Raw genomic sequence first — 23,451 nt, forward strand, 5'->3', positions numbered from 1 at the left:
CTTATACAGTTTAATCAAGTAAGGACAATGGGCATCACAAGTTATGTTCGATCGCCCTATGCACGATTTTTAATCAAGATTACTTGCACAATTTGTATTGCTATCTCACTCGAAACCCCTAAAGCTTGATATAAATCAATTAAGAAGTTTTTTTCTTCTTCAGGTATAATACCTTCAGCTAGGACAAAATCGGTGGCTACTGTAAAGGCTGTTTCTCGCAAATCTTGAGATAGAGAATCTTTGGCTGCATTAAACAAAGCATTAAAGTCATCACCTTGGAGAATGCCCAAAATTTTTTCAAACAGCCTGTTCATCATTTCATTAGAATAACTTTTAAAAAGTTTCATCCGAGACAGCACAGAAATGATAGAATTTGCTTGCTCAACAGAAAGATAACCGTCTGAAGCCGTTGCCGTCAATATAATGACAGCAAAAGCTTCCGCTGGACTGAGTGCTGCTTGGGCTTGGCTATCTGTACCCAACACAGCGTCGAATAGACCCATTGTAGTAGCTCCTTGGTTAGAGTCCCAATAGCGTTACTGTTACCTGTATGTTTGGTAGATTTACAGGTAAGGTTGTGACGCTTGAGACTTTCATCCTTTAGTGTTCCCAGGATTGATTCACGGCGAACACTTGTACCCAAAGGTTTTTGGCAGGAACTACATTGCCATCTTTAAACTTAGCGTTCTCCGGTCTTTTCTATTGTCTCAATTACTGCCAGACCTATACCAGAAGCTGCCATTAACAGTACTACTGAGATCAGATAGGCGTTGGTCAGCATTCGTAAGGCTTCGTCGAAAAAAATATAGGTGGTCATTGCTTCACCTTTTGAAATTTGTGCTGCTTGTGCTTTTTATTTCTCCACACCCCGATAGGTGAATTTCGCTGAGAAACTACTAGCAATTGCATCTTAACAAAACTTTAGCTCTTTCAGAACCCTGCTGAAAATTTTTATTTCTGAAGATTCTATGAAGTTTATAAAAAAGGGAATGGGGAATGGGGCATCCCTTCTCCTTCTCTACGAGATGCACTCGCGTTCGCTCAGGGTAAGTGGGATTGGGCAAAATAACTTTCTCGCTGCAATTTATCTTGCTCCTACTGTGATTTGGCTCAACTAATGACACGCACTAGGTGGAATCACACCATATCTTGCCACGATTTTTTTCTATGACTATTTTGTAGCTGATGGATAAGCCCATACCAGTACCTTTGCCGATAGGTGTCGTGGTGAAAAAAAAATCAAAAATGCGCGATCGCACTGTTTCAGGTATCGCCCAACCATTGTCGGCGATCGCAACCGTATCAATTACAATCCTTAACAAGGAAACACCAACCAAGCTTGCAACCAGTTTGTGAGAAATTTTCATAACTGTATGTCAGCTATAACCGCGTCAGTATTCAGTGTTCCCAAATTTTTGCAGAGAATTTAAGCTATTATTTTGGTAACTGCGATCGTCGGTATATATATCAGGCATGTCGTGAAATGGGATAAACAAGACAAGCTCAAAGTAAACAGCGTTCAATCGTCGCTACAACTGATTGAGAAAGAGTATCGAAGTCATAACCACCTTCTAAGCCAAACAGAATTTTACGAGTTAGCCCCAAACAATAATCAGTAAATAAAGCGTAGTCTTCTGGCTGTAAATTAATACTTGCCAAAGGATCTTCTGCATTGGCATCGTAACCAGCACTAACAATTAGTAAATCTGGCTGGAAGTTGGCTAAAAACGGTACTACCTGGTTTTCAAATAGTGGCTGATATACAGCAATATCACTACCAGGGCGTACTGGTAAATTTAATACATTATTGTGAAAACCTCGTTCTGTCGATCTTCCCGTACCGGGATAGCATGGGTACTGATGTAGGGAACAATAGGCGATGCGTGCTTCAGTTTCAACGATCGCCTGAGTACCATTACCGTGATGTACATCCCAATCAAGGATGGCGACGCGGTTAATTCCAGGTTGTTCTAAAGCAAATAAAGCGGCGATCGCGGCATTAGAAAATAGGCAAAAGCCCATCCCTGCATCACTTTCAGCGTGATGTCCTGGGGGACGCGCTAGTACAAAAGCTGGATTAGCCGACCGTAACACAACCTCAACTCCATCCAACCATGCACTGACTGCCAATAATGCCACATCATAACTGCGTGGGGAAACTAGCGTATCTCCATCCAAAGGGCCGCCGCCACTAGAAGCGATCTGCCATAGTTTTTTGATGTAGGCTGGGCTATGTGCTTTAACCAACGAAGACATCAGCGATGGCTGTTGTGATGCTGGTGTAGGCAAGTGCCAGGTAATTTGATCGGCGAATGTAGCTGCTTTTAAAGCATTTGCGATCGCACTTAAACGTTCTGGTTTTTCGGGATGGTATTTTCCAGTCTTGTGATCTAAAAATTCGTCGGAATAAATGACTGGTAGCATAGGACGAAAAAGGTCGGCAGCAAGACAATGAATTTTATTGTATCCTCACTGGTACAAAGAGTTTCCCTTGTATTAGATCGTTGGTCGTTTACTTTCGAGGACTTCTGTTGCTTTCTGTTCAGAAAGTGGGCGGTAGAATAAAAAGCCCTGTACCTCCTCGCAGTTGATAGATTTCAAAAACTCCAATTCCTCTTCCTTCTCTACCCCTTCGGCTGTTAACTTTAATCCCAAACTGTGTCCCAAGGTAACTATGGCCTGGATAATATGAGCTACTTTGGCATCCTGCGTCAAATATTGAATGAAAGATTTATCTATTTTCAGATTGTGGAGTGGCAAAAGCTGTAGGCGCGAGAGCGAGGAATGACCTGTACCAAAGTCATCGATGGAGATATAAACACCCATCTGCTGTAGCTCCTCTAACACCCTTCTGGTAAAACCCAAGTCCTCAATCGCTGTGGTTTCCATAATTTCTAATTCTAAAAAGCGCGGCTCCAGACCCGTTTGTTCTAAAACCTTAGCTATAGTCTCTACCAATTTGGGTTGACGGAACTGCTTCAGAGAAAGATTGACAGCAATCTTAATCGGTGGCAATCCAGCATCTTGCCATGCTTTATTTTGGCTACAGGCCGTCTGTAGAGTCCATTCGCCGATGGGGACAATTAATCCACTTTCTTCAACCAAAGGAATGAATACACTGGGGGCAACTAATCCCATCTCTGAGTGCTGCCAACGCAACAGAGCCTCCATACTAGTAATTTCTCCTGTGGCAATGTTCACACGAGGCTGATAGTAAAGCTTAAATTCGTTGCGTTCTAGGGCATAGCGCAAGCTCTTTTCTAAAGTCAGGAGTTCAGGATTTTTAGCACTCAGAGAAACACTGTAAAATTGATAGTTATTCCGCCCTTTGTCCTTGGCGTAGTATAAAGCCGCATCTGCGTGCTGGATTAGTGTTTCGGTGTCAGGGCTGTTGCGATCGAGTAAGGCAATACCGAGGCTAGCAGTTACATAAAGTTCATGCTCTTGGAGATGAAAAGCATCTTCTAAGGCTTGTAAGATTCTCTGCGCCACCAAAGTTACCTCTTCAATATCATTGATTCGTGGAAGTAAAATAGTAAATTCATCGCCTCCCCAACGGGCTACAGTGTCTCCATCTCTGAGTGAGTTTTTTAATCTTTGAGAGACGCTTTGTAACAATTGGTCTCCCAGAGTGTGACCCAAAGTATCATTAATCACCTTGAAGCGATCCAAATCGAGGAAAATCACAGCTAAACTTTCGCCATTTCGAGTGGCGTTGGGCAGAGTTTTACTGAGCAACTCGTTAAATAGGAGACGATTTGGCAACCCTGTCAGCAAGTCATGGAGAGCTTGATGGCGAATCTTTTCTTCTACTTGCTGACGCTGCCGCGCACCAATAATACTGGCGGCCATGGTCAAAAGAGTAGATTCTTCATGCTTTGACCAATGACGTTCAAAGGTGCAGTCTGCCAAGCCAAGATACCCCCAGAAATGATTATCCAAGCGAAGAGGTACCAAGAGAAGCGATTTAATGCCATCTCGAATCAGAAATTCTTGTTCGGCGACAGGAAATTTTTGAGTGATGCCGCTAATCGATTGGCCGCTAGAGAAAACTGTGTACCAACGGGCTAATTCAGGAGCTTGATAAAGCTGATTCTGCCAATCGTGGAGGGTAGATTTAATCCCAAATTGTGTCCATTCAAAGCGTAGGCTGACTGCCATTTCCTCTGTAATAGGATGGAGATGGTTCTGAAAGAGATAGGCACGATCTGCCTTGGCAGCTTCACCCACTACTGCTAGAGCTAGATCGATACCAGTTTCGTAATTCATTTCTCCTAGCAAATAATTGGCAGCTTCTGCAACTGCTTGTAGCAAACGATCGCGCTGGCGTAGTTCGGCTGTAGCTTGCTTTTGCTCTGTAATATCTCTAATAATAAAAGTTCTAATTAAATCACTTTCTGGAAGATAAAGTACGGATTGTTCAAAAACTTCTGTACCTACTTCCACCTCGCGCACAAAAGAATTGTTTTCTAGATTTTTAGCTCCAATCAACAGTCCCGTTAAAATTGGGTGTTCTGTCCCAACTTCCCTAAGATTGGGAAACTTGATCGCTGCGGCTGGATTGAGATACGTAATTCTTCCCTCGAAATCCATTTCAATAATTGAATTGGGGATGAGTTCAGGAAAGGATGCTAGGCGAGCTAGAGCAGACTCACTAGCTGCTTCAAAGCCAGGATCGATGGCTAAGGTTTGAAACGGATTGGCAGGACTGGCTTGCTCTGATAAAAAACCAGATAAGTCTTCAACATCAAAAGATTCAGAAAATGCTTGTTCGGAAATATTGGAAATAGCATAATATTTAGCCTGAGCTTTATTACTACCAAAAGCAATGATATCTCCATGCCTAAGATTATGAGAAAAGCATTTATTACCATTCACAAATAAGCCATTAGTACTTCCTTTACCTTTATAGTTACCATCAATAATCTGGAAGCCGTATTGGTCAGTTTCTGGAACAGTGACTCGCAATAAAATTGCATGTTGCATTGATACCGAGCGGGAAGCCAAGACAATAGTGTTTGCAGGATGCCGCCCCAGAGAATAAGTAGTCTCTCGCAGGGCGACAGTTCGCCGTCCTTCCAGGTCTTGGATGACCAACAGATGGCGTATTTTTTCCCGCTCATTTCCTCGCATGGCTGTTCCTCAAATTTTTCATATAATTAATATTTATGTCTTAGTCTGAAAAAGACTGCTCCTATAAGTCCAGAATTTCCGGCTGCACTTATGGGAAAACTTGCTCAATCAAAGTTCTCACCATTTGCGTAGGCGAGCATTTACCGCAGGCATCGCAAAATTGGTATAAGAATGTAAACGAGCTTTTACCTTCATGATTGACCGCACTCAGCACTCTTCTTTTTATAGAATGAGTTGGCTAATTATTCAATCAGTTTTTGTAGTAGAAATTATAGTTTTTTTTCTACTCATAGATAAGTTATAAACTTTGTTCCTTCATCTATATCATTTAACCTTGTCTTTCTTAGGATACCCAGATTAACAATTCAAAATTAAAATTTGAAAATTGTACCCTTACAGGGAAGCAAGCTAGGCGTAACGTGATGTTGCGGCAGCCTCTTGTAGAGAAGAGAGTCACATAAGAAAATTTCAAAGCCGACTAAAACTGAACAAAGTCGGAGCCAATGCGCCTTCGATCTCAGTGTAGATTTTGGTGTTAGTCTCTCTTTGCAGCTATCTATTAGTCACATCTTTTTTAAGACTTTATAAAATACCTAATCTCTGACCTCATAAACTTAGAGACTTTTTATGTCCTATATATAGATTATTAGTCCAAGAACTTAGGGATATAAGATAGAGAAGTATGTTTAACTTTTCCTTTCCCCGATCGTGGGGTTGAAAAAGTGAGCATTGATTAAGTATGGTTAATGAGTACGAATTCATACTTATTATTCACAATCGAATGCTGAAAGTAAGTGTTTTGAGCATTTTAGAGAGAGTGAAGGCTGAAGTGTTGACATTATGTCGGTTTATCGTAATCTGCAAGAAACTCACTTAAATCGTGCCCGCGCCAGTCTCAGACAAGCGCTTTCTTGGTATGGATATCTTCGCAAGTCAGGACAGTTATCATCTAACCCAGAATTTGTAGGTTTGATGAAACCAGAATTGGAAGCTTTGAGAGCCACACTCAACAAGCTGGATTCAAACGTCATTAGAATTGCTGTCTTTGGTTTGGTGAGTCGGGGAAAGTCAGCAGTTTTAAATGCCTTGTTGGGAGACAAGATTTTGCAAACTGGACCCCTGAATGGTGTCACCCAATGGCCCCGTTCCGTGCGGTGGCAGCCCAGTGATAAGGTACTAGTAGAGTTAATTGATACCCCTGGATTAGATGAAATTGAGGGGGAGTCACGGGCGGATATGGCACGAGAAGTAGTACATCAGGCGGATTTGATTTTGTTTGTCGTGTCTGGTGATATCACGCGTACTGAGTATCAAGCGCTGCTGCAATTAAGGCGATCGCAAAAACCCCTGATTTTAGTGTTTAACAAAATAGACCTTTACCCAGATACAGACAAAGGAGCAATTTACCAAAATTTACAACAACTGGGTGCTGGACATCCCGAAGCAAAACCTCTACTACCTGATGAAATTGTGATGGTGGCAGCAGAACCAGCAGCAATGGAAGTGCGAGTTGAATGGCCTGATGGGCGTGTCACTTATGAATGGGAAACACCACCACCGCAAGTAGACGAACTCAAAGAGATAATTCTGAATATTCTGAATCGGGAAGGGCGATCGCTTCTGGCTTTAAATGCACTCATCCAAGCACGGGATGCAGAAACCGCGATCGCTCAAAAAACCATCGATTTACGCGAAAAGGAAGCTGAAGAAATTATTTGGCAGTTTACCAAATACAAAGCTTTGGCAGTAATGCTCAATCCCATCGCCTTCTTAGATATCCTTGGCGGAACTGTTGCTGATTTAGCTTTAATTCGCGCTCTCGCTAGATTGTATGGTTTGCCGATGACTAGCTATGAAGCCGGGAAAATTTTAAAAACGATTTTATTTAGTTCTGGCGGTTTGCTACTTGGAGAACTAGGTAGTAGTTTTCTTTTAGGTTTAGGTAAGAGTACTGCCGCAATAACTAGTGGTGACAATCCCAGCAATATTACTGCTTTTGCTGGCAGTGCGATCGCTCAAGCTGGTATCGCAGGTTATGGCGCATATTCTGTTGGCAAAGCTGCCCAAGTCTATCTCGAAAAAGGCTGCACTTGGGGACAATTAGGCGCTAGCAGCGTCATTCAAGAAATTCTCTCTCAAGTTGACCAAAATACAATTCTGTATCGTTTGCGACAAGAATTAAACATAAAGTATTGAGAATAATTAAAAACTGCTATCTTTTTGTTACCGTTTATAAGCGTTTATCAACTTCTATCAAAGTCTTCTGACAATTAACTGACATTCTCAATTTGGGATGCAAGATTGAGAACATGACCACCTCTGAATAGCGATCGCAACTAGTAGAATTCCCATACCTTTTTGAATCTAAAGATGACAAGAGGGTAATCCCACTCAATTTTGCGAAAAAGATGGCGGTGTTTACCACTACTTCTTGTGGGAAGCCTATCTAAACTAGAAATGTGACCTGATTGAGGTCATTAAAAGCTCGCAGCTAATAACTCTGTCTGTAAATTAAAGGTGAAAGTATCATGACAACTACCCTAAAATTTGAAATTGCTGGGGCAGCAACTCTTGAAGAAGCCATTACTAATGCCATTACTGAAGCCCGGACAACTTGCGATCTAGATGGCAGCAATTCTGCTGGTTGTGCTGTAGCGTGGGACATTGTAGAAGAATTACAAGCTGAGAAAGCTCACCAACACCAAGCAAAATCCAAAAAAACCTCTTTGGAAAATTACTGCGATCGCCATCCAGATTCCGTAGAATGTCTAATCTACGACGTTTAAGAAGAAAGAATTCAGGAGTCAGAATTCAGTATGAATTGGAGTCCGAGTGGAGATGAGTGGATTTAAGTTCTCACTAATTGATTCTGAATTCTGCATTCTGAATTCTGCATTCTGCATTCTTCTTTAACTCTTGCGTAAATCAGTTGTTGCTGATTGCGTTATTCGCTTAATTGTCTCTAAATCAAGTGGTGGTGTTTCACTTTCCATTGCCAACCACAACAGAAATTCGATATTCCCAGCAGGGCCAACGATCGGCGACCAAGTTAAGCCTTTGTATTTCCATCGTAATTTGTGGGCGGCTTGCAAGACCTGGAAAATGGCATCAGCTTGGTCGTTTGGATCGCGTACAACACCTTTTTTACCCACACGCGATCTGCCGACTTCAAACTGTGGCTTGACTAACAATACAGCTTCTCGGTTAGCTTGAGTTAGTTGCCACAAAGCAGGCAGAATCTTAGTTAAAGAAATAAACGATACATCAACCACCGCCAAATCAGGAATCGGGTCATTTTCACCATATAACTCATCTGGTCGTAGTTGCCGTAAATTGGTACGTTCCCGCAAAATCACTCGCGGATCGTTCCGCAACCGCCAGTCAACTTGTCCGTAACCAACATCAATACCGTAAACTTGTTTTGCTCCAGCTTGCAAGAGACAATCAGTAAAACCACCAGTAGAAATCCCACCATCTAAACAAATGCGCTCTACTACGGGAATGGCAAATACTGACAAAGCTTTGGAGAGTTTTTCACCGCCTCTAGAAACAAAAGGTGATCGCTCTTTAATATTTATTTGAGCTGTAATATCAATTTCTGTTCCAGGTTTATCAACTAACTGTTGATTAACAGTAACTTCCCCCGCCTGAATTAACCTCTGTGCTAAGGCGCGAGAAGAACATAAATTTAATTCTACTAATAATGTGTCGAGTCGCTGTTTAGCCAATTAATTAGACTCTCCTGGTAAGATTAAAGCCAAAGCACGATTGATAATTTGTTTTTGGTTAACCAGCTTTTCTAATTCTTGGACTTCATAACGACCTTCTTCTACTTCCAAGGAAGCCTGATCAATGGCATTTAAATAGGCTTCTGCTAAGATTTCTAACAATTCTTCTGGGGTGAGATAATAGCCCCCAGCTTTGCGCCGCTTATTTTCTCGTTGAATTTCCCGAACCGAATTCCGAATTGAGACTTCCCAAGAGCGAGTCGTGCGATTTTCCGCTTGTTGTTTAATCAGATGCAACAGCAAAATCACTGCATAGCTACGAATCGTCTTGATGATGTCATTTCGGCTCATTTCCGTTAATTCTTCAACTATAATCAACGCTCCTTGAAGATCGCCTTTAACAAGCAAGTCTTTCAGAGTTAATAATTCTTCCATAATCAGCGCCTCAAACATCGGCAACTTCTATTGTGGCTTATGACGGTTCTAGTACCGATAAGATAAGCTAATGCGATTCATTTATGAGCGATCGTTACTTAAATGTATTATTCTTTTGGAATACACGACATCAAAATAATTAAGATACAGCAAAATCCGTGTATTGCCGTAGTTCAGCAGGATGGAAACCCAAGACAATATCTTCGCGCAAAATACCCGCTTCTAATAATGCCTCTGCTACTGGCTGGGAAGTACCATCATATTGAATCCACACTTTATCATTAATAATATCTATATGTACCACCGAACCATGTACGCGGCGCACTCCATCCCAGCCAATGTGTAATACTTCGTAGTGGTCTCGCTCCAAGTCAATGACTGCTTCTGTCTCTATTTGACCGTTAGCAGGCTTGTGACTAGCATAGTCAAATATCACCTGACGAATAATTTCACGATACCGAGCTAGCTTATCCATCTGATAATCCTTTCTAGTTGCTCGTCAAAGACAATTACGTTTATTCCTATACTAAACCTCATCTACGTTGAAACCCGTAGTTTTTCCTCGTCAGGGTCAAGATGATTTTTCACCCACAAGCGATGCCTGCGGGGGGCTACGCCTACACTAATTTCAAAGGAGTTGGAATTAATATCTTGTTCAAATAAATGAACCCGTTCAATCAGTTCTGAAGAAGATTGATAGCATGTATGATAACGAAGATCTTCACGTAACCACTGCCACAGGTGCTCGACAGGCATAAAATCAGGGCTATATCCAGGTAAGGGTTCCAGGTTTATTTGTAACACTGACAATGCCTCTTTTACCAATTGTGCCCGGTGATAAGGAGCACCATCCCAAATTAAAGTGATGTCGCGATCGTGGAATTCACTTCTGAGATTTTTTAAAACATCAATTGAATTGAATTGGTCAGCCTTGAGATCAGGAAAAATTTTTACCTGAGCATAGTTGTAAACATAAACCCCATAAAATGAAACTTTGGTTCTTCCAGGGGAATTGGAACTAACCCAAAAACGTTCACCTTTGATTGACCAACCATAACCTTCATCACAATCAAGATGAATGTGTGCTTCATCGATAAAAATCAGTAAACGCCCCTTGTCAAGAGCGTCATCAAGTAAACCTTTAAGTTTTTCCAGATACTCGCGACGTTTGTTAGTATTAGCTTTGTTTAATATTTTACGTGCTTTTTTCCATGAAAATCCTAAGTTTTGAAGGGTTTTACGTACTGACTCTCGACAACATTTGAGATTGAATTGTTTGTTAATCCAAGCCACTAAACGTTTCAATGTCCAACGGGATGAGTGCGTTCGCTTCTGTTGTCGTTCTTGGGGCGGTGTTTTTGCTAACTCCAGAGCTTGACGAATCTCACAATCAATTGCTTGTTCTATTTCTCTGGAAAAAAAAGCGTATGACCACCTGTACGCTGATATAACAATGCTTCTTTACCTGAAATATTGTAACGATGTACCCATTCCATTACTGTCTGAGGATTACGCCCTGTTTCTCTGCCTACCTTAGTAGCACTTTTTCCGTTACATATCTCGTACAGTGCCATTAAGCGTTCGCGAGTCCGAGCATGATCTGCTTTCAATGCTTCTTCTCTCAACACAGAAGCACTTTCATTCCAGCGATCGCATTCTACTTTGAGCATCCCTGTTTCATTCTCTACACCCACTTATTCACAGTAATATGTTTTCTAGAAAAACTCCAGTTTTCAAGATGGATGAGGTTTATTAAGAATTAGCTGACCAAAGCGTTCGGAAAATATACCTTCGTAAACCCGCTTGGGAACTGCTAAATAAAGTTGGCGTTTTGGTTCTAGTTCTTTAAGCACACTACGATAAACTTCATACTGTCCTACAGCTTCCTGGAGGTCATTTACGGGAGAAGGACTCAGAAAACTTTTGATTTCAACAGCTATTTTTTGATCGTCTCTCTCAGCAGCAATGGTAACTCTTTTTGCTCCAATATCTACGTAAAGTTCTCTACCCCCGTATGCCAGGTATAAGGGATCGTTGGTTATTGTCCAACCATCTGCAATAAGTGCTTTAATGATCGCGGTGTGGTAGATGTCTCTGGCTGGCATTAGTCGAAAGATAGCTTCAAAAACACAGCTTTAATCTAGCAAAGTCATTTTATACAGGCGCGATCGCTAATTCAAAATATCACCTATTCATCCTCATCATAATTAAACATTAAAACAAATTTTTGTTTAGGTAAAACTAACATAGGTAGATATATAGGATGACCATCCCATTTCTAGGTTTTTTCACCTTTTTGATAGCAAATAATTAACGTTGGCACATCGGGATATTTTTCTTTAGCCTCTAATGACCACCTACCTGAACCGAAGCCAAACATCCACTCAAAAGGGTCTTTTCTCGTCATATCTAATCCTTCATTATTATTTCTTTCACCTCTACGAACATTTAAACGACCCTTTGTCATGCCCTTTGATTTTATATTTGTTAATCTTTTGATAATACGTTTATCTTTCCATTTTTCCGATAGGACATAATGGCTTTTCGTATAATTGAGTATTTTAATGATAAATTCTATATCAACTTCATAATATTGATTGTTGTCTTGATAATGTTTTAAAAGGTTCTCAATTTCTTTGAAATTATCCTCGATTTCATCTTTTTTATAGGCTGGGCTTTGAGGAAAAACTAATGAACCTGGTACTAATACATCAATTACTGAAGGATCTAAAACATTAGAGCGAGTTGGTTTAAGATTTCCTCCTATCCAAACAGGTTGTAGTTTGATATTATAAATATCATCTCCAATTGCTTGCCGCATCGCTTCATCTGCTTCGTGAATAGAACGAAAAGCGTCTAGTATATGTTCTGGTAAAAAGAGGTGAGTTACATCTTTTAATTGTGGACGATAACCATACATTCGAGCGTGTTGATGAACTGTATCCATTACTTTTTGTTTTGCATCTCGCCCATAATAAGTTACCATTCCTTTTTTAGCTTGTTTAGATTCATTCGTATTTAAACTAGCATTATCTGCTTCATCATCAAAAATCAAAGTAGGAACACATTTAATTTTTGCTGCTCTTAAAACCGTCAATAAATTATCTAAGTGATGACCGTTTTTTGTAGAAACTAATACAACACCTGTATCTTTAATATAGGGTGCAATTTTAGTTTCTGCAAAACCATGAGGATCTTTTTTCCATGCTTCCCAATCAAAGAAAACAGGGTCTGCTTGAACTTGATTATTAAAACGATTAGCCGTTTGTTTTCCTAACCATGTATTATCAGATGTTAAAATAATAAAACAACGAAAATTGTTTTCATGAGCCAGTGCTAAAGTTGCAATAGTTGTGTTAGTTTTACCACTTTGAACTCGTCCATAAATAAGCCCAGTTGTCCCATTAGTAATAGCGTCTTTTCCCTTATAAGATTGGCTAACTAAACCTGTACTATTTTTCCCTACATCACCATTACCAAAATTCTCTGAATAAACTCTGACACAATTTTGGACAATTTCAATAGCAGTTTCTTTAAGTTGATTCGCTTCTCTTTCTCCGATTTTTTTCTCTAATCTCTTAATTAATCTGTCAATACAGTCGCCATTAGTTTTAATCTGAGTGGGTGTCATAGGTTATTTGATGTTGATAAAATTACTTCAGGCCAATTATTTTGAGGGACTGTCTGTTCTAAGGGAACTCTCCCTGTACCTTTAACATAATAACTTCCTCTTAGTTCTCTTTTAACAGAAACACGCTGCTTGGCTAAACCCTCACTAGGATCAATAATTGTCCATAGTTGTTGTTCTGATAGACAACAAATGCCATCCCGATGACAAATTAATGCTATAAAAAGTTTGATATCAGGATAAGTTTCACGAAATGTTGTTAATGCATTTTCTTCCTGTGAACTGAAGCTAAATGACCATGAAGAAGTAGGTTTTTTTGATATTTTAAATAAAATAGCTGATTCTTGGCCTGAGCTTTTTATTGTATAGAGAGATGAATGAATATAAGATAAATAACTGATAGAGATATAAGATGTTCTTTTGAGGAGTCGAAGAAAAGCCGCACCGTGCAGAAATTCTAGATCATTAATACTCATAGAACTATTGGCAAAAATTATTTATATCAATAATAAATATCATAAGAGCAGGTATAAAATTTTTCCAGTACTTATAGTCGTTGTAGTACTAATTAATTTGTCACACAAGAAATAGTTTTTTGCATTAATAAAAGTAAACGCACCTTGCCAATAAAGCCAAAGTGCGATAAGTATTAAGTCCATTTAAGATTACAGGAACTTTGTTTGTATAGTTCCACAATTTCTAATTAACAGAGCTAGATGCTAAATATCTATCTCGCTCAACTCACGTGTAATGTGATCGAATGGTTCATCTACAAAAACAGTATTAACCACACCTGCTGCTGCTACTTGCTCCTTAATTAGCTCCTTGAGAATCTGGATACCGCGAACTGTAGGGCCAATAGGTACTCCTAAAGAATTGTAAGTTTCCCGCAGCCCTTGCAGCACTCGTTCATCCAACACATTGGTGTTCCCAGCAACCAGCGCATAAGTGGCATAGCGCAGATAGTAGTCCATATCGCGCAGACAAGCTGCATAACGACGAGTTGTATAAGCATTTCCACCAGGGCGAATCAATTCTGGCAGTTCTTCAAATAACTGTAAACCAGCTTGCTTGACAAGTCCAGCCGCATTAGAATTTATCGCCGCAGCTGCTTGTACTCTTGCTGTACCACTATCAAAGTAAGACTTCAGGCTATCGATCGCATTCCGGTCAAAATATCGACCAGCTAGGTCATAATTCTTAATTAAACTTGTTACCGCATCGCGCATTCCTTCTTCTCCCAATCATTGCTATTTATGGTTTGATATTTATTTGGCTGCACTTATGCACCAGTAAAGTTTTGTGCTATTAAAAATAGATTCGGCACAAAAACAATCTATCCACTATCTATGGATTCTATGCCAAAGTTGACCCCTATATGATGAACTTTCCAGTTTTGTACAGATGATCGCCGAAAGGTTAATATAACCTGATAATCCAGATATCTGTAGTACAAGCTACAAAATCAGCTAATGTCTAGTATTTAAGATATTTCTGCTGTGTCACGGCCTGATTGAGATCGGCAGAGTTAGGATGCAATGTAAGATTCTGGTTTTACTTTAGAAAATTGGTAGAGAAGGAGTAACAATGACAACACCACAAGAAGTCTTGAAATTGATCCAAGACCAAAAAATTCAGCTGATCGATCTCAAATTCATCGATACAGTAGGGACTTGGCAGCACCTCACACTGTACCAGAACCAAATCGATGAGACTGCATTCACTGATGGCGTACCGTTTGACGGTTCCAGCATCCGGGGTTGGAAAGCGATCAACGAATCGGACATGACGATGGTACTCGACCCCAACACTGCTTGGATCGACCCATTCATGGAAGTACCAACGCTAAGTATAATTTGTAGTATCAAAGAACCCCGCACGGGTGAATGGTACAACCGTTGCCCACGTGTTATTGCCCAAAAAGCTATAGATTACCTGGTTTCTACTGGTCTTGGTGATACAGCCTTCTTTGGTCCTGAAGCTGAGTTCTTTATCTTTGACAATGCTAGGTTTGCCCAAACCGCCAACGAAGGCTACTACTTCTTAGACTCCGAAGAAGGTGCTTGGAATTCCGGTAAAGCTGGTACAGATAACAAACCCAACTTGGGCTACAAACCTCGCTTCAAAGAAGGTTACTTCCCAGTTTCACCGACGGATTCTTTCCAAGATATCCGTACAGAGATGCTGTTGACGATGGCACAATTAGGTGTACCCATTGAAAAGCATCACCACGAAGTTGCTACTGGTGGTCAGTGCGAACTAGGTTTTCGTTTTGGTAAGTTGATCGAAGCGGCTGACTGGTTGATGATTTACAAATATGTCATCAAGAACGTTGCCAAAAAATACGGCAAAACCGTTACCTTCATGCCCAAACCAATTTTTGGCGATAACGGTTCGGGAATGCACTGTCACCAGTCCATTTGGAAAGACGGCCAGCCTCTATTTGCAGGTGATAAGTATGCTGGTTTGAGCGATATGGGCTTGTACTACATTGGTGGTCTTCTCAAACACGCACCAGCGCTGTTGGCAATCACCAACCCTAGCACCAACTCGTACAAGCGCCTAGTACCTGGTTATGAAGCTCCTGTTAACTTGGCTTACTCCCAAGGGAACCGTTCTGCTTCTATCCGTATTCCTCTATCTGGTACTAACCCCAAAGCCAAACGTTTGGAATTCCGTTGTCCAGATGCTACATCTAACCCCTATTTGGCATTTGCTGCAATGCTTTGTGCTGGTCTTGATGGCATCAAGAACAAAATCCATCCTGGTGAACCCTTAGATAAGAATATCTATGAACTCTCTCCAGAAGAACTAGCAAAGGTTCCTTCAACTCCAGGTTCTTTAGAACTGGCTCTGCAAGCACTGGAAAAAGATCACGCCTTTTTGACCGAATCAGGCGTCTTCACGGAAGACTTTATCGAAAATTGGATTGACTACAAACTAGGTAACGAAGTCAAACAGTTGCAGCTGCGGCCTCATCCTTACGAGTTTTACCTCTATTACGATGCTTAATTAAGAGTCGTATCTAACTAAAAAGTAACAAGTAAGTTTTGCCACCCTAGATAAAGGGTGGCTTTTTTTAGAGTTGTCGGCTGAGATATTCACTCAAAAAATCAACCTTAAAACTTAGCTCATGGAAGCATGACTCGGCCCATAAATCATCCGAGTGTTAGCATCTACCTTCCCTTGAATTGGGTTCCAGTAGTGAGATGCTTCTTCAGGAAGACCAAGTTCTTGTGCAGCCCGCATCAGCATTGATTGTTGGCGATTCTTAACTTGCTGATGTTCACGCGCCATTAACGCCCGAGACTTATCTGCGATAGACATAACCATAGCCCTCTCTATTTTGTGAATATATAATTTTTGTTTTCCTGAAACTACTATAGCAAAAATTCTGTAACATAAGCTACTGTTTTAAAAATTTATATTTGCCTTTGCTGACAATATCAGATATTTTTTCCCAAAGCTAGAAAAACCCCTAAGCCACCTTTGAGGGGTAAAATCATCTGGCTTCAGGTTTGTCTCACCTGAAAAAACACACCTCTCTCAAGACAGAACACTTATTCGTTACTTTTATTTACATTTAAAAGGTCTGACACTTAAGTTTAAAAGTGACTAATTTTTGTAATTTTTACTGTTTTCTTCGGTGAAGCGGCATAGATACAACAGTTGAAAAAAATTAAGTTAGCATTAAAGAAAGATTTACAAAACTTTACATAAGTTATGACAGTTACCTACCCACGCAAATTTCAAAATGTTTTGAGTGCGAGAGATATATTGAAACGAGTGGTATGCGATCGCGAAATTCATCTCATTACCCTCAACCGCTACCGTTACAGCGAACAACGCAGTTGCAAAGACCTCACAGAGCTAATTGAACAACTGAACGGACAGCCACGCCAACTAGTGCGGGATTTGTCTCATCACATCTCAGATGAAGCTCGTCATGCCATGTGGCTAACTGACTTGTTGACAGACCTGGGAGCAGATATTGGTAATCCTCCCGGTTCTTCCTATATCAATGAATTTGAACGCCTACTCGATCGCGAACAACAAGATCCAGTCCAAAACCTTGAAGATTTTGTGATTTCTTCCCTTGCCGCAATTAACGTCACGGAAAAACGGGGCTGTGAGTATTTCTCTGCCCACATTCATGCGCTTAAACAAGCACCGCAAACAGAAGAAAACATCAAAATTCGGGAAACTATTGAAAAAATTCTCCCAGAGGAAGCAGGACACGTTCGCTGGGGTAATCGTTGGCTAGGAGAACTTGCACGTAAGAGTCCAGAACATCAGCAAAAAGTAGAACAAGCCAAGCGAAAATATACTGCAATTGAACAAGCTGCATTTGAATCAGGGATGGATATCACCTTGGGTGCAGAACTACGGCGAGTTGCCAACTTGGTGGAAGTGGCAAATACTATGCCGCTTTGGCAACGTCCCCAATACCTGATGGAACGCTTACCCCAGACTTTGCTAGCGCCGGAGTTGCAATTTACTAGGATTCAAGCTGCACAAAAGGCTTGGCAGCGAGATCCACAGACATTCATTGAGAAGTTTGTGCCAATGTTCCTCAACGGCATCCAGGGTACAGAAAGTAACCGCAAGAAAACAACGGTGTAAAAGGGCATGGGGGATTGGGTATGGGGCATTGAAATAATTAATAGTTTTTCTCCCTCATCTCTCCCACTCCTTTTTCTTTAACGTGAGTCTCCAAGGAAGGCGCACCTGCGGGAAGGGCGAAAGAAACAAGTCAAACCCTCTTTCCTTCTGCCTTCTGCCTCCTGCCTCCTGCCTTATTTCTTAGGAGTTCGATGAATCTCTTTCTCCCAGCCTCCCTCCCCGAAATCCAAAGGGAGGAGCAACGAAAAATTCAGCTTTTTGCTTTCCTCTCCGACACGGAGAGGGGTGGAGGAAGAGGTCAAATAAGACTTGTCGAACTCACGTTTCTTTAAAAAAAATTCATATAAAAAGGCCAAATGCAAATTTTTGCATCTGGCCTTGGGTGTAAAATAATTAAAAAGACTAAGATGATTTGGCAGATCCTTCTTAACACTTATCTTGTCGGGAGCTATCTACGAGGAGAACAAACTAAGGAACAAAAGTAGGTTTACATTAGTAGATTTGTTAGCAAGTGTAATAAACCTATACTACTTGCTGCTAATCCATACGCTAGATAAGCAAGAAATGAAACGAAAGGGATTTTATGCTTCGGCAAAAGACGCTAAACAGATGTCAGAGCGAAGATCGGTTACTTGCTTATGTAGATAATCGGCTACTGGATGTATGAGAAGAAAATTTATTGGGGAATAAAGTGAAGTTGCCCTAAGGCTGTTTCTTCAACAAGCAAAATGTCTGAATTAGATGTGCTTTAGATTAACTCATAGCCTAAGTAACATCTATTTCTGGAGCTGTTGAGGATTGAGATGCAAAGCTTTCCACCGAAAAGAAGCAACAGTTGTAGAGCTTTTGAGGAGTTGGTAATGCTATCAATCAAAGCACTTAATTTGATTTGCTTTTTGATCGGCAGGATTGAGACCAACTACTATATATATACAAAGTTTGCAATTGAAATACTAAGCGATCGCTAAAGACTTTCGTGTGTCAACTGTGTATATCTTTGCCAGAAAAGCTGTGTAAAAGACGTTAGCACAACATTCTGTTTTCTGGTAATTCTGTTCTTTTGGGAAAAGAGGCATTACCTTACAGTAGTTAAACCACAGCATAGATAGTTCGGACTTTTTTTGTCACTTCTCTGCGCCCACTACCGCGATGACGTGGCGCATCATCTGAAGCTTGTTCAGATGCCGCCGAGAGCCAGCGTGACGAAGTAGGCGGGGAAGACAGCCCTGTTGATAAGTGATTGACCATTGCTTGGCAGTTAAAAGCTAAGGGGCCGAACACCAGACTCGAGACTAAAAGTGAAATGGCAGCACGCATAGCAAATGTCTATTTTGGAACTCTCCACTTCACTGATACTTAGCTTTTTGATTAATATCCGGACAATTCATCAAAAAGTATTCTGTTTTACTGAAAATAAACTCTTCTTATCCACCATTTAAATGTTCGACTAAGAACCAATTACCAGAGTGATTGTAACGACCCCACAATGTAACTAATTGTTCGTGGGGATAAGCGCGTAATTGCTCGTCGATATGCGATCGCAAAGTCACTAGCTGCCAATTTTGCCCTTGATATGCTGCTGGGGCTGTGACAGTGAATCTATATTCCTGCTGTTCCAAGCGGTAAAAAATCCCTTTGAAACAGTTACTTTCCTGAATTAATGCTTTGTCAAAAGCAGAGTCAGGGCAATCGCCACTAATTGGATAGGCTTGTGGGTTATCTAAGTAATACAGTTGCCAGTGCCGCCAATCCGAACGATTGGGGGGAAGATTAAACAAAGGAATAATTAGCGCTTTTGAGCGATTATCTTCTAATAAAGCCGTTTGCAGCTTTCTGATAGGTAAATCCCTCGGCTGGCAGTTTAATTCAACACATATCGCCGCCGCCATCCCTGCTGCTTGACCAATGCCCATAACCACAGGTTGTAATCTGGTAGCGCCATTGGCAATGTGGGAGACAGAAATATTCTTTTCACAAACCAAGAAACCATCTGTTGTGGCTGGAATTAGACAACTGTAGGGAATTGTAAAAGGAGTTCCAGTCCAACGCCCTCCCCAGCGGATGGATTTAGGTTGCAGTGGGAATTGTACACCAGGATAATGATGGTCATTGGCGTAATTACCAACTGCGATCGCTGTGCAAACGCCAAAGGCGAACGCATCATTAAATATAGATGCAACTCTACCTTTTGCGATCGGTAAAATATCCTGTTCTCGGACAGTAGTTAGCCCCACCAAGCGGCGGCTTTCCCGGTAATAGGGATGCAGTGCAAAAGCTGTAGAAGTGTGAGGAAATACTTTTTCTGCTAAACCATAGCGACGACCAAGCTGTTTTTGGATGAAATGAGCAAAATTTTGGCTGTGCCAGCGAGATTCTTGGATGAATTCACCTCTGGATACATCTGACTCTATCAATCGCCCTACCCCTTCGCCGTAGTCATTGCCACAGATTGGCCAATTCATCATAAACAGACCACCGGGCAAACGTCCATAATTTAAAAATGTTTCTGCTCCATAGCCATCCCAAGCACCAGTAAACTGTGATGGATTATAGTTAGGCGCAGATGGAATCTCTGGTGCAATCGCTTCACCAAAGTCCTGCATAATCACTACATAAGTGGGCGCTTGCACAGGATATTTCTGAGTTAAAGAGTTAAAAGTGACTGGGGCACTGGGTTCTCCCCACTCTGATTGCAATTCCCAACCCCAACGGTAAGGTATGTCAGCTAAAGCTAATAAATCTCCTAATTCTGTGCCATCAAGAATAATCTTGGCTGTGACAGCAAAATCAGCAAAGCGGACACCAGTAATCAAATCACCTTGTCGAAATACCTCTAAAGGCACTTGTCCAGAAATCCAATGTAAATTGGGCAATTCCTGCACCCAATCTGCAAAAATCTCTGCTCCAATTCGGGGATCGTAACTAAAAAAGCTTACCCAACTGTTATCCAATCCTCCAGGCTGTCGTTGTCGCAATTCCTGCAAAAACGCACCCCATAACCCCGTTTGAAAGGATTCTAATTCATTGCCATCGGGTACAGATACACCAGCCGAAGTTAGCATTCCTCCCAACCAAGGAAATTCACTCACCAAAATGGTTTTGGCTCCCCGTCGTGCCGCTTGGATAGCAGCCGCAGTTCCTCCGGTTCCTCCACCAACAACTAAAACATCAGCTGTGTATGTTTTATTAGCCATAAATAATTTACGTATTTTTGACGAGATACATGAGAATTTATCCGATTGTATAAGTATTTTATTATTGTCTAATGTTGGTATTAGCTAATGATTAAATAATTAACAGTGTCAAATTTATTATCTATTTATCGTATTTTTACCGAAAAAAATCATGAATTATTTGGGAATACTAATAAATCAAGAGTAACTTGTGATTAAAATGGAACTTTTATTAATTTATATATGGGCTTATTTTTCTATCTCTTGTCACGAAATGGGACATTTTATGGCAGCTAAAATGATTGGGTTTAATCCATACTCAGTGAAAATTGGAACTGGAAAAAGAATAATATATTTTAAATTGTCTAATTGTATAATTGAGTTTTATATTCTTCCAAGTGGCGGTATAACTTATATATCTAATTTAAATTTGCATAAAATCAAACCTAAGCTGATATTTATATATTTAGCTGGGACGATGATTAATTGTTTGTTATTTATATTAGTTATTAGTATTTACAATCTGAGTATTTTTCATCATATATTTATAAAATATCTAGATATTCTAGAGTTTTTCATTGGTTTTGAGCTTTTCCTAATCATTAATAATCTTTTACCATTAGAATTAACTAAATACGGACAAAAGCATTCAACAGATGGGAAACAAGTACTTGATGTTTTAACTAAAACTAATGAACAGTTTATTCAAAAAAAGTTAGGTTTGACTAGATACACAATTAATAAAAATGATTCTTTGATTGGGTTTTTTAATAACGACTTAAAAATATTGCAAATGCTATATGAAGCTCAAGTAGAATTTGAAAAAAGAAACTTTAGTCGAGTAATTGAATTATTGGAGGCAATTGTAATCAAAGATTGTCTGATCGTAAGAGATAAACTATATATCCTTGATATTTTAGTTTCGATTGTTATTGAGCATGAACAAATTCAATATTTGCAAAAAGCTGATACTTGGTCTGCTCAAGCACTAGCATTAGCTGGTGATATTAAAACTATTCAAGGAAGTAGAGGGGCTATATTAATAGAATTAGGTAGATATAGTGAAGGTAAACAAATGCTTTTACCTTTGACAAAGGCAGGTAACGATTTTATTGATATCGCATGTAGTTGTTGCTACATTGCTAAAGCAGATTATTTTTTAGGTAATGAAAATCAGGTCAAAGATTGGTTAAAAAAAGCTAAACAAGTTGGTGCTGCTCCCCGCATTTTACTAAGGATACAAAAAGAAATTAATTATTTTATATAAATTACAAATTTTGCTTAAAACAAGCCAACACACAAAAATCACAGGTATGATAGCCTAACGTTGACCACTAATGCTACATCTAGTATCGTTGAGCGGGGAAAAACCAACGTGAAAGCACAGGTATTTAGAGGCGTTAATCAACTTTCTTACGAAGATATCCCAGTTCCAACTGTGGAACCAGATGAAGTTCTGGTACAGGTGCGGGTTGTGGGGTTGTGTCAGTCAGATATAAAAAAAATTCGTTATCCTCTGTATGAACCACCGCGCATTTTTGGACATGAAACTGCCGGTACGATCGCAGCAGTAGGCAATAATGTCAAAGGTTGGCAAGTTGGACAACGGGTAGCAGTGATGCACCACATCCCTTGTATGCGTTGCGCCTATTGCCTAAATGATAATTTCTCCATGTGCGATGTTTACAAAAACATTTCCACTACCGCAGGCTTTAACGCCAGTGGTGGCGGTTTTGCCGATTATGTCAAAGTACCTGGACATATTGTGGAAAACGGTGGGTTAATTTCCATCCCGGATAACATCAGTTTTGAAGAAGCCAGTTTTGTAGAACCAACTAACTGCTGTTTGAAGGCAGTGAGAAAAGCTCAAATTGCTCCAGGACAAACTGTGTTAGTTACTGGTGCTGGGCCAATTGGGTTAATGTTCATTATGTTGGTGAAGTATTTTGGAGCAAAAGCGATCGCTACTGATTTACTACCTTCTAGAATTGATAAAGCCTTGAGTGTCGGTGCAGAGGCGGCTTTTGATGCTCGCGATCCCGATTTATCTGCCAAAATTCATGCCTTAACTGGTGGACTAGGCGTTGATGTCACCCTGCTGGCGGTTCCGAGTGAGAAAGCTTTCTTTCAAGCACTTGATAGTACCCGCAAAGGCGGTAAAATCTTGTTTTTCGCCGAATTTCCTGATGAAGTGGAAATTCCCATTAACCCCAATATTCTCTACCGTCGAGAAATTGACTTGATAGGAAGTTATAGCTCATCTTATCGGCTTCAGAATTTATCAGCCGATATTGTGTTTAATCAGCGAATTGATGTAAAAGCGTTGATTAGCGATCGCTATCCATTAAAAGATTTATCAGCAGCCGTGGAAGTTGCGATCGCACCCACACCGGATACTTATAAAATCTTAATTTATCCGCAAAAGGAAGATTAGGGAGATAAAAGAGTGTTAAATAATTCGTAATTCGTAATTCGTAATTACAGCAGATTTCAAGTTAGTGAGGTACACAAGCTCGCGTCTCAAAGCCAAGTATAAAGCCTGTTTTACTTCTGAATTCTGACTTCCGAATTCTGCTGTAAGTTTTGCAATGGGGATTTTAACCCCACCGCAAAACTTGCTGCTTGATAGAAGCGGGGGACTTAAACCCACAGAATTTGTTAAAACTAGATTTTTAAAACAGGACTTACGCAACTGGCACAGCGCGATCACTAATTAATAGTATTTATGTAC

Annotated in this window: 23 protein-coding genes; 6 read left to right on the forward strand and 17 right to left on the reverse strand. The window is 40.4% G+C overall.

What is annotated here, in order from left to right; genetic code table 11:
- Window positions 1-56: 56 nt before the first annotated feature.
- The 5 genes from RM368_RS27010 to RM368_RS27030 form a co-directional block, all read right to left on the reverse strand.
- Window positions 57-503, reverse strand: a complete 447-nt coding sequence (locus RM368_RS27010) for a tellurite resistance TerB family protein (protein WP_322696900.1) — start codon at window positions 501-503, stop codon at window positions 57-59.
- A gap of 176 nt (window positions 504-679) precedes the next feature.
- Complete coding sequence (locus RM368_RS27015) at window positions 680-817, reverse strand: hypothetical protein (RefSeq protein WP_190240853.1); 138 nt, start codon at window positions 815-817, stop codon at window positions 680-682.
- A gap of 310 nt (window positions 818-1,127) precedes the next feature.
- On the reverse strand, window positions 1,128-1,367 hold the full coding sequence (locus RM368_RS27020; protein ID WP_322696901.1) for an ATP-binding protein: 240 nt from the start codon (window positions 1,365-1,367) through the stop codon (window positions 1,128-1,130).
- Window positions 1,368-1,503: 136 nt separating this feature from the next.
- Entirely contained in the window at window positions 1,504-2,424 is a 921-nt protein-coding gene (locus RM368_RS27025) for a histone deacetylase (protein WP_322696902.1), read from the reverse strand.
- Between the two features lie 72 nt (window positions 2,425-2,496).
- Window positions 2,497-5,133: an EAL domain-containing protein gene (locus tag RM368_RS27030; RefSeq protein WP_322696903.1), complete on the reverse strand. Its 2,637-nt coding sequence runs from the start codon at window positions 5,131-5,133 to the stop codon at window positions 2,497-2,499.
- A gap of 840 nt (window positions 5,134-5,973) precedes the next feature.
- On the opposite strand from RM368_RS27030, the gene RM368_RS27035 reads away from it, so the two are divergent.
- Window positions 5,974-7,329, forward strand: coding sequence for a GTP-binding protein (locus RM368_RS27035; protein WP_322696904.1), 1,356 nt, complete (start codon window positions 5,974-5,976; stop codon window positions 7,327-7,329).
- Between the two features lie 332 nt (window positions 7,330-7,661).
- The gene (locus tag RM368_RS27040) at window positions 7,662-7,919 is read left to right on the forward strand and encodes a Calvin cycle protein CP12 (protein ID WP_322696905.1); all 258 of its coding nucleotides are present in this window, start codon (window positions 7,662-7,664) and stop codon (window positions 7,917-7,919) included.
- A gap of 123 nt (window positions 7,920-8,042) precedes the next feature.
- Here the strand turns inward: RM368_RS27040 and RM368_RS27045 are convergent, their stop codons facing one another.
- The 9 genes from RM368_RS27045 to apcB form a co-directional block, all read right to left on the reverse strand.
- Entirely contained in the window at window positions 8,043-8,861 is an 819-nt protein-coding gene (locus tag RM368_RS27045; protein ID WP_322696906.1) for a TlyA family RNA methyltransferase, read from the reverse strand.
- Window positions 8,862-9,296 carry a DUF29 family protein gene (locus RM368_RS27050; RefSeq protein WP_322696907.1) on the reverse strand — a complete coding sequence of 145 codons (435 nt, stop codon included), beginning with the start codon at window positions 9,294-9,296 and terminating at the stop codon, window positions 8,862-8,864. It abuts the gene before it with no gap.
- A 139-nt stretch (window positions 9,297-9,435) separates the two neighbouring features.
- A complete protein-coding gene (locus tag RM368_RS27055) occupies window positions 9,436-9,771 on the reverse strand; it encodes a XisI protein (protein WP_322696908.1) in 336 nt (111 codons plus the stop codon).
- A gap of 62 nt (window positions 9,772-9,833) precedes the next feature.
- Window positions 9,834-10,751 (reverse strand): IS630 family transposase, encoded by a 918-nt coding sequence (locus RM368_RS27060; RefSeq protein WP_322696920.1) that lies wholly within the window; start codon window positions 10,749-10,751, stop codon window positions 9,834-9,836.
- Entirely contained in the window at window positions 10,700-10,966 is a 267-nt protein-coding gene (locus RM368_RS27065) for a helix-turn-helix domain-containing protein (RefSeq protein ID WP_322696909.1), read from the reverse strand. Before RM368_RS27065 ends, RM368_RS27060 begins: the two co-directional genes overlap by 52 nt.
- Before the next feature lie 63 nt (window positions 10,967-11,029).
- Complete coding sequence (locus tag RM368_RS27070) at window positions 11,030-11,401, reverse strand: XisH family protein (RefSeq protein ID WP_322696910.1); 372 nt, start codon at window positions 11,399-11,401, stop codon at window positions 11,030-11,032.
- A gap of 173 nt (window positions 11,402-11,574) precedes the next feature.
- Window positions 11,575-12,927, reverse strand: a complete 1,353-nt coding sequence (locus tag RM368_RS27075) for a Z1 domain-containing protein (protein WP_322696911.1) — start codon at window positions 12,925-12,927, stop codon at window positions 11,575-11,577.
- The gene (locus RM368_RS27080; RefSeq protein WP_322696912.1) at window positions 12,924-13,400 is read right to left on the reverse strand and encodes a hypothetical protein; all 477 of its coding nucleotides are present in this window, start codon (window positions 13,398-13,400) and stop codon (window positions 12,924-12,926) included. The genes RM368_RS27075 and RM368_RS27080 overlap by 4 nt, the downstream gene beginning before the upstream one ends.
- A 243-nt stretch (window positions 13,401-13,643) precedes the next feature.
- Entirely contained in the window at window positions 13,644-14,153 is a 510-nt protein-coding gene (apcB, locus tag RM368_RS27085; RefSeq protein ID WP_322696913.1) for an allophycocyanin subunit beta, read from the reverse strand.
- Between the two features lie 358 nt (window positions 14,154-14,511).
- Between apcB and glnA the strand changes: the two genes are divergently transcribed.
- Window positions 14,512-15,936, forward strand: a complete 1,425-nt coding sequence (gene glnA / locus RM368_RS27090; RefSeq protein ID WP_322677021.1) for a type I glutamate--ammonia ligase — start codon at window positions 14,512-14,514, stop codon at window positions 15,934-15,936.
- Between the two features lie 114 nt (window positions 15,937-16,050).
- Here glnA and RM368_RS27095 read toward each other — a convergent pair whose 3' ends face one another.
- Entirely contained in the window at window positions 16,051-16,251 is a 201-nt protein-coding gene (locus RM368_RS27095) for a hypothetical protein (protein WP_322677020.1), read from the reverse strand.
- A 396-nt stretch (window positions 16,252-16,647) separates the two neighbouring features.
- Here RM368_RS27095 and RM368_RS27100 point away from each other — a divergent pair, with 396 nt between their 5' ends.
- Window positions 16,648-17,547: a ferritin-like domain-containing protein gene (locus RM368_RS27100; RefSeq protein WP_322696914.1), complete on the forward strand. Its 900-nt coding sequence runs from the start codon at window positions 16,648-16,650 to the stop codon at window positions 17,545-17,547.
- Window positions 17,548-18,636: 1,089 nt separating this feature from the next.
- Here the strand turns inward: RM368_RS27100 and patX are convergent.
- Together patX and RM368_RS27110 are read right to left on the reverse strand one after the other, a co-directional pair.
- Complete coding sequence (gene patX, locus RM368_RS27105; RefSeq protein ID WP_322696915.1) at window positions 18,637-18,864, reverse strand: heterocyst-inhibiting protein PatX; 228 nt, start codon at window positions 18,862-18,864, stop codon at window positions 18,637-18,639.
- A gap of 107 nt (window positions 18,865-18,971) precedes the next feature.
- Window positions 18,972-20,741, reverse strand: coding sequence for an FAD-dependent oxidoreductase (locus RM368_RS27110; RefSeq protein WP_322696916.1), 1,770 nt, complete (start codon window positions 20,739-20,741; stop codon window positions 18,972-18,974).
- A gap of 199 nt (window positions 20,742-20,940) precedes the next feature.
- Between RM368_RS27110 and RM368_RS27115 the strand changes: the two genes are divergently transcribed.
- Window positions 20,941-21,987: a M50 family metallopeptidase gene (locus tag RM368_RS27115; protein WP_322696917.1), complete on the forward strand. Its 1,047-nt coding sequence runs from the start codon at window positions 20,941-20,943 to the stop codon at window positions 21,985-21,987.
- A gap of 108 nt (window positions 21,988-22,095) precedes the next feature.
- Entirely contained in the window at window positions 22,096-23,154 is a 1,059-nt protein-coding gene (locus tag RM368_RS27120; protein ID WP_322696921.1) for a zinc-dependent dehydrogenase, read from the forward strand.
- Window positions 23,155-23,451 lie beyond the last annotated feature (297 nt).

The sequence above is a fragment of the Nostoc sp. DedSLP03 genome, from assembly GCF_034530815.1.
Classification (GTDB): domain Bacteria; phylum Cyanobacteriota; class Cyanobacteriia; order Cyanobacteriales; family Nostocaceae; genus Nostoc.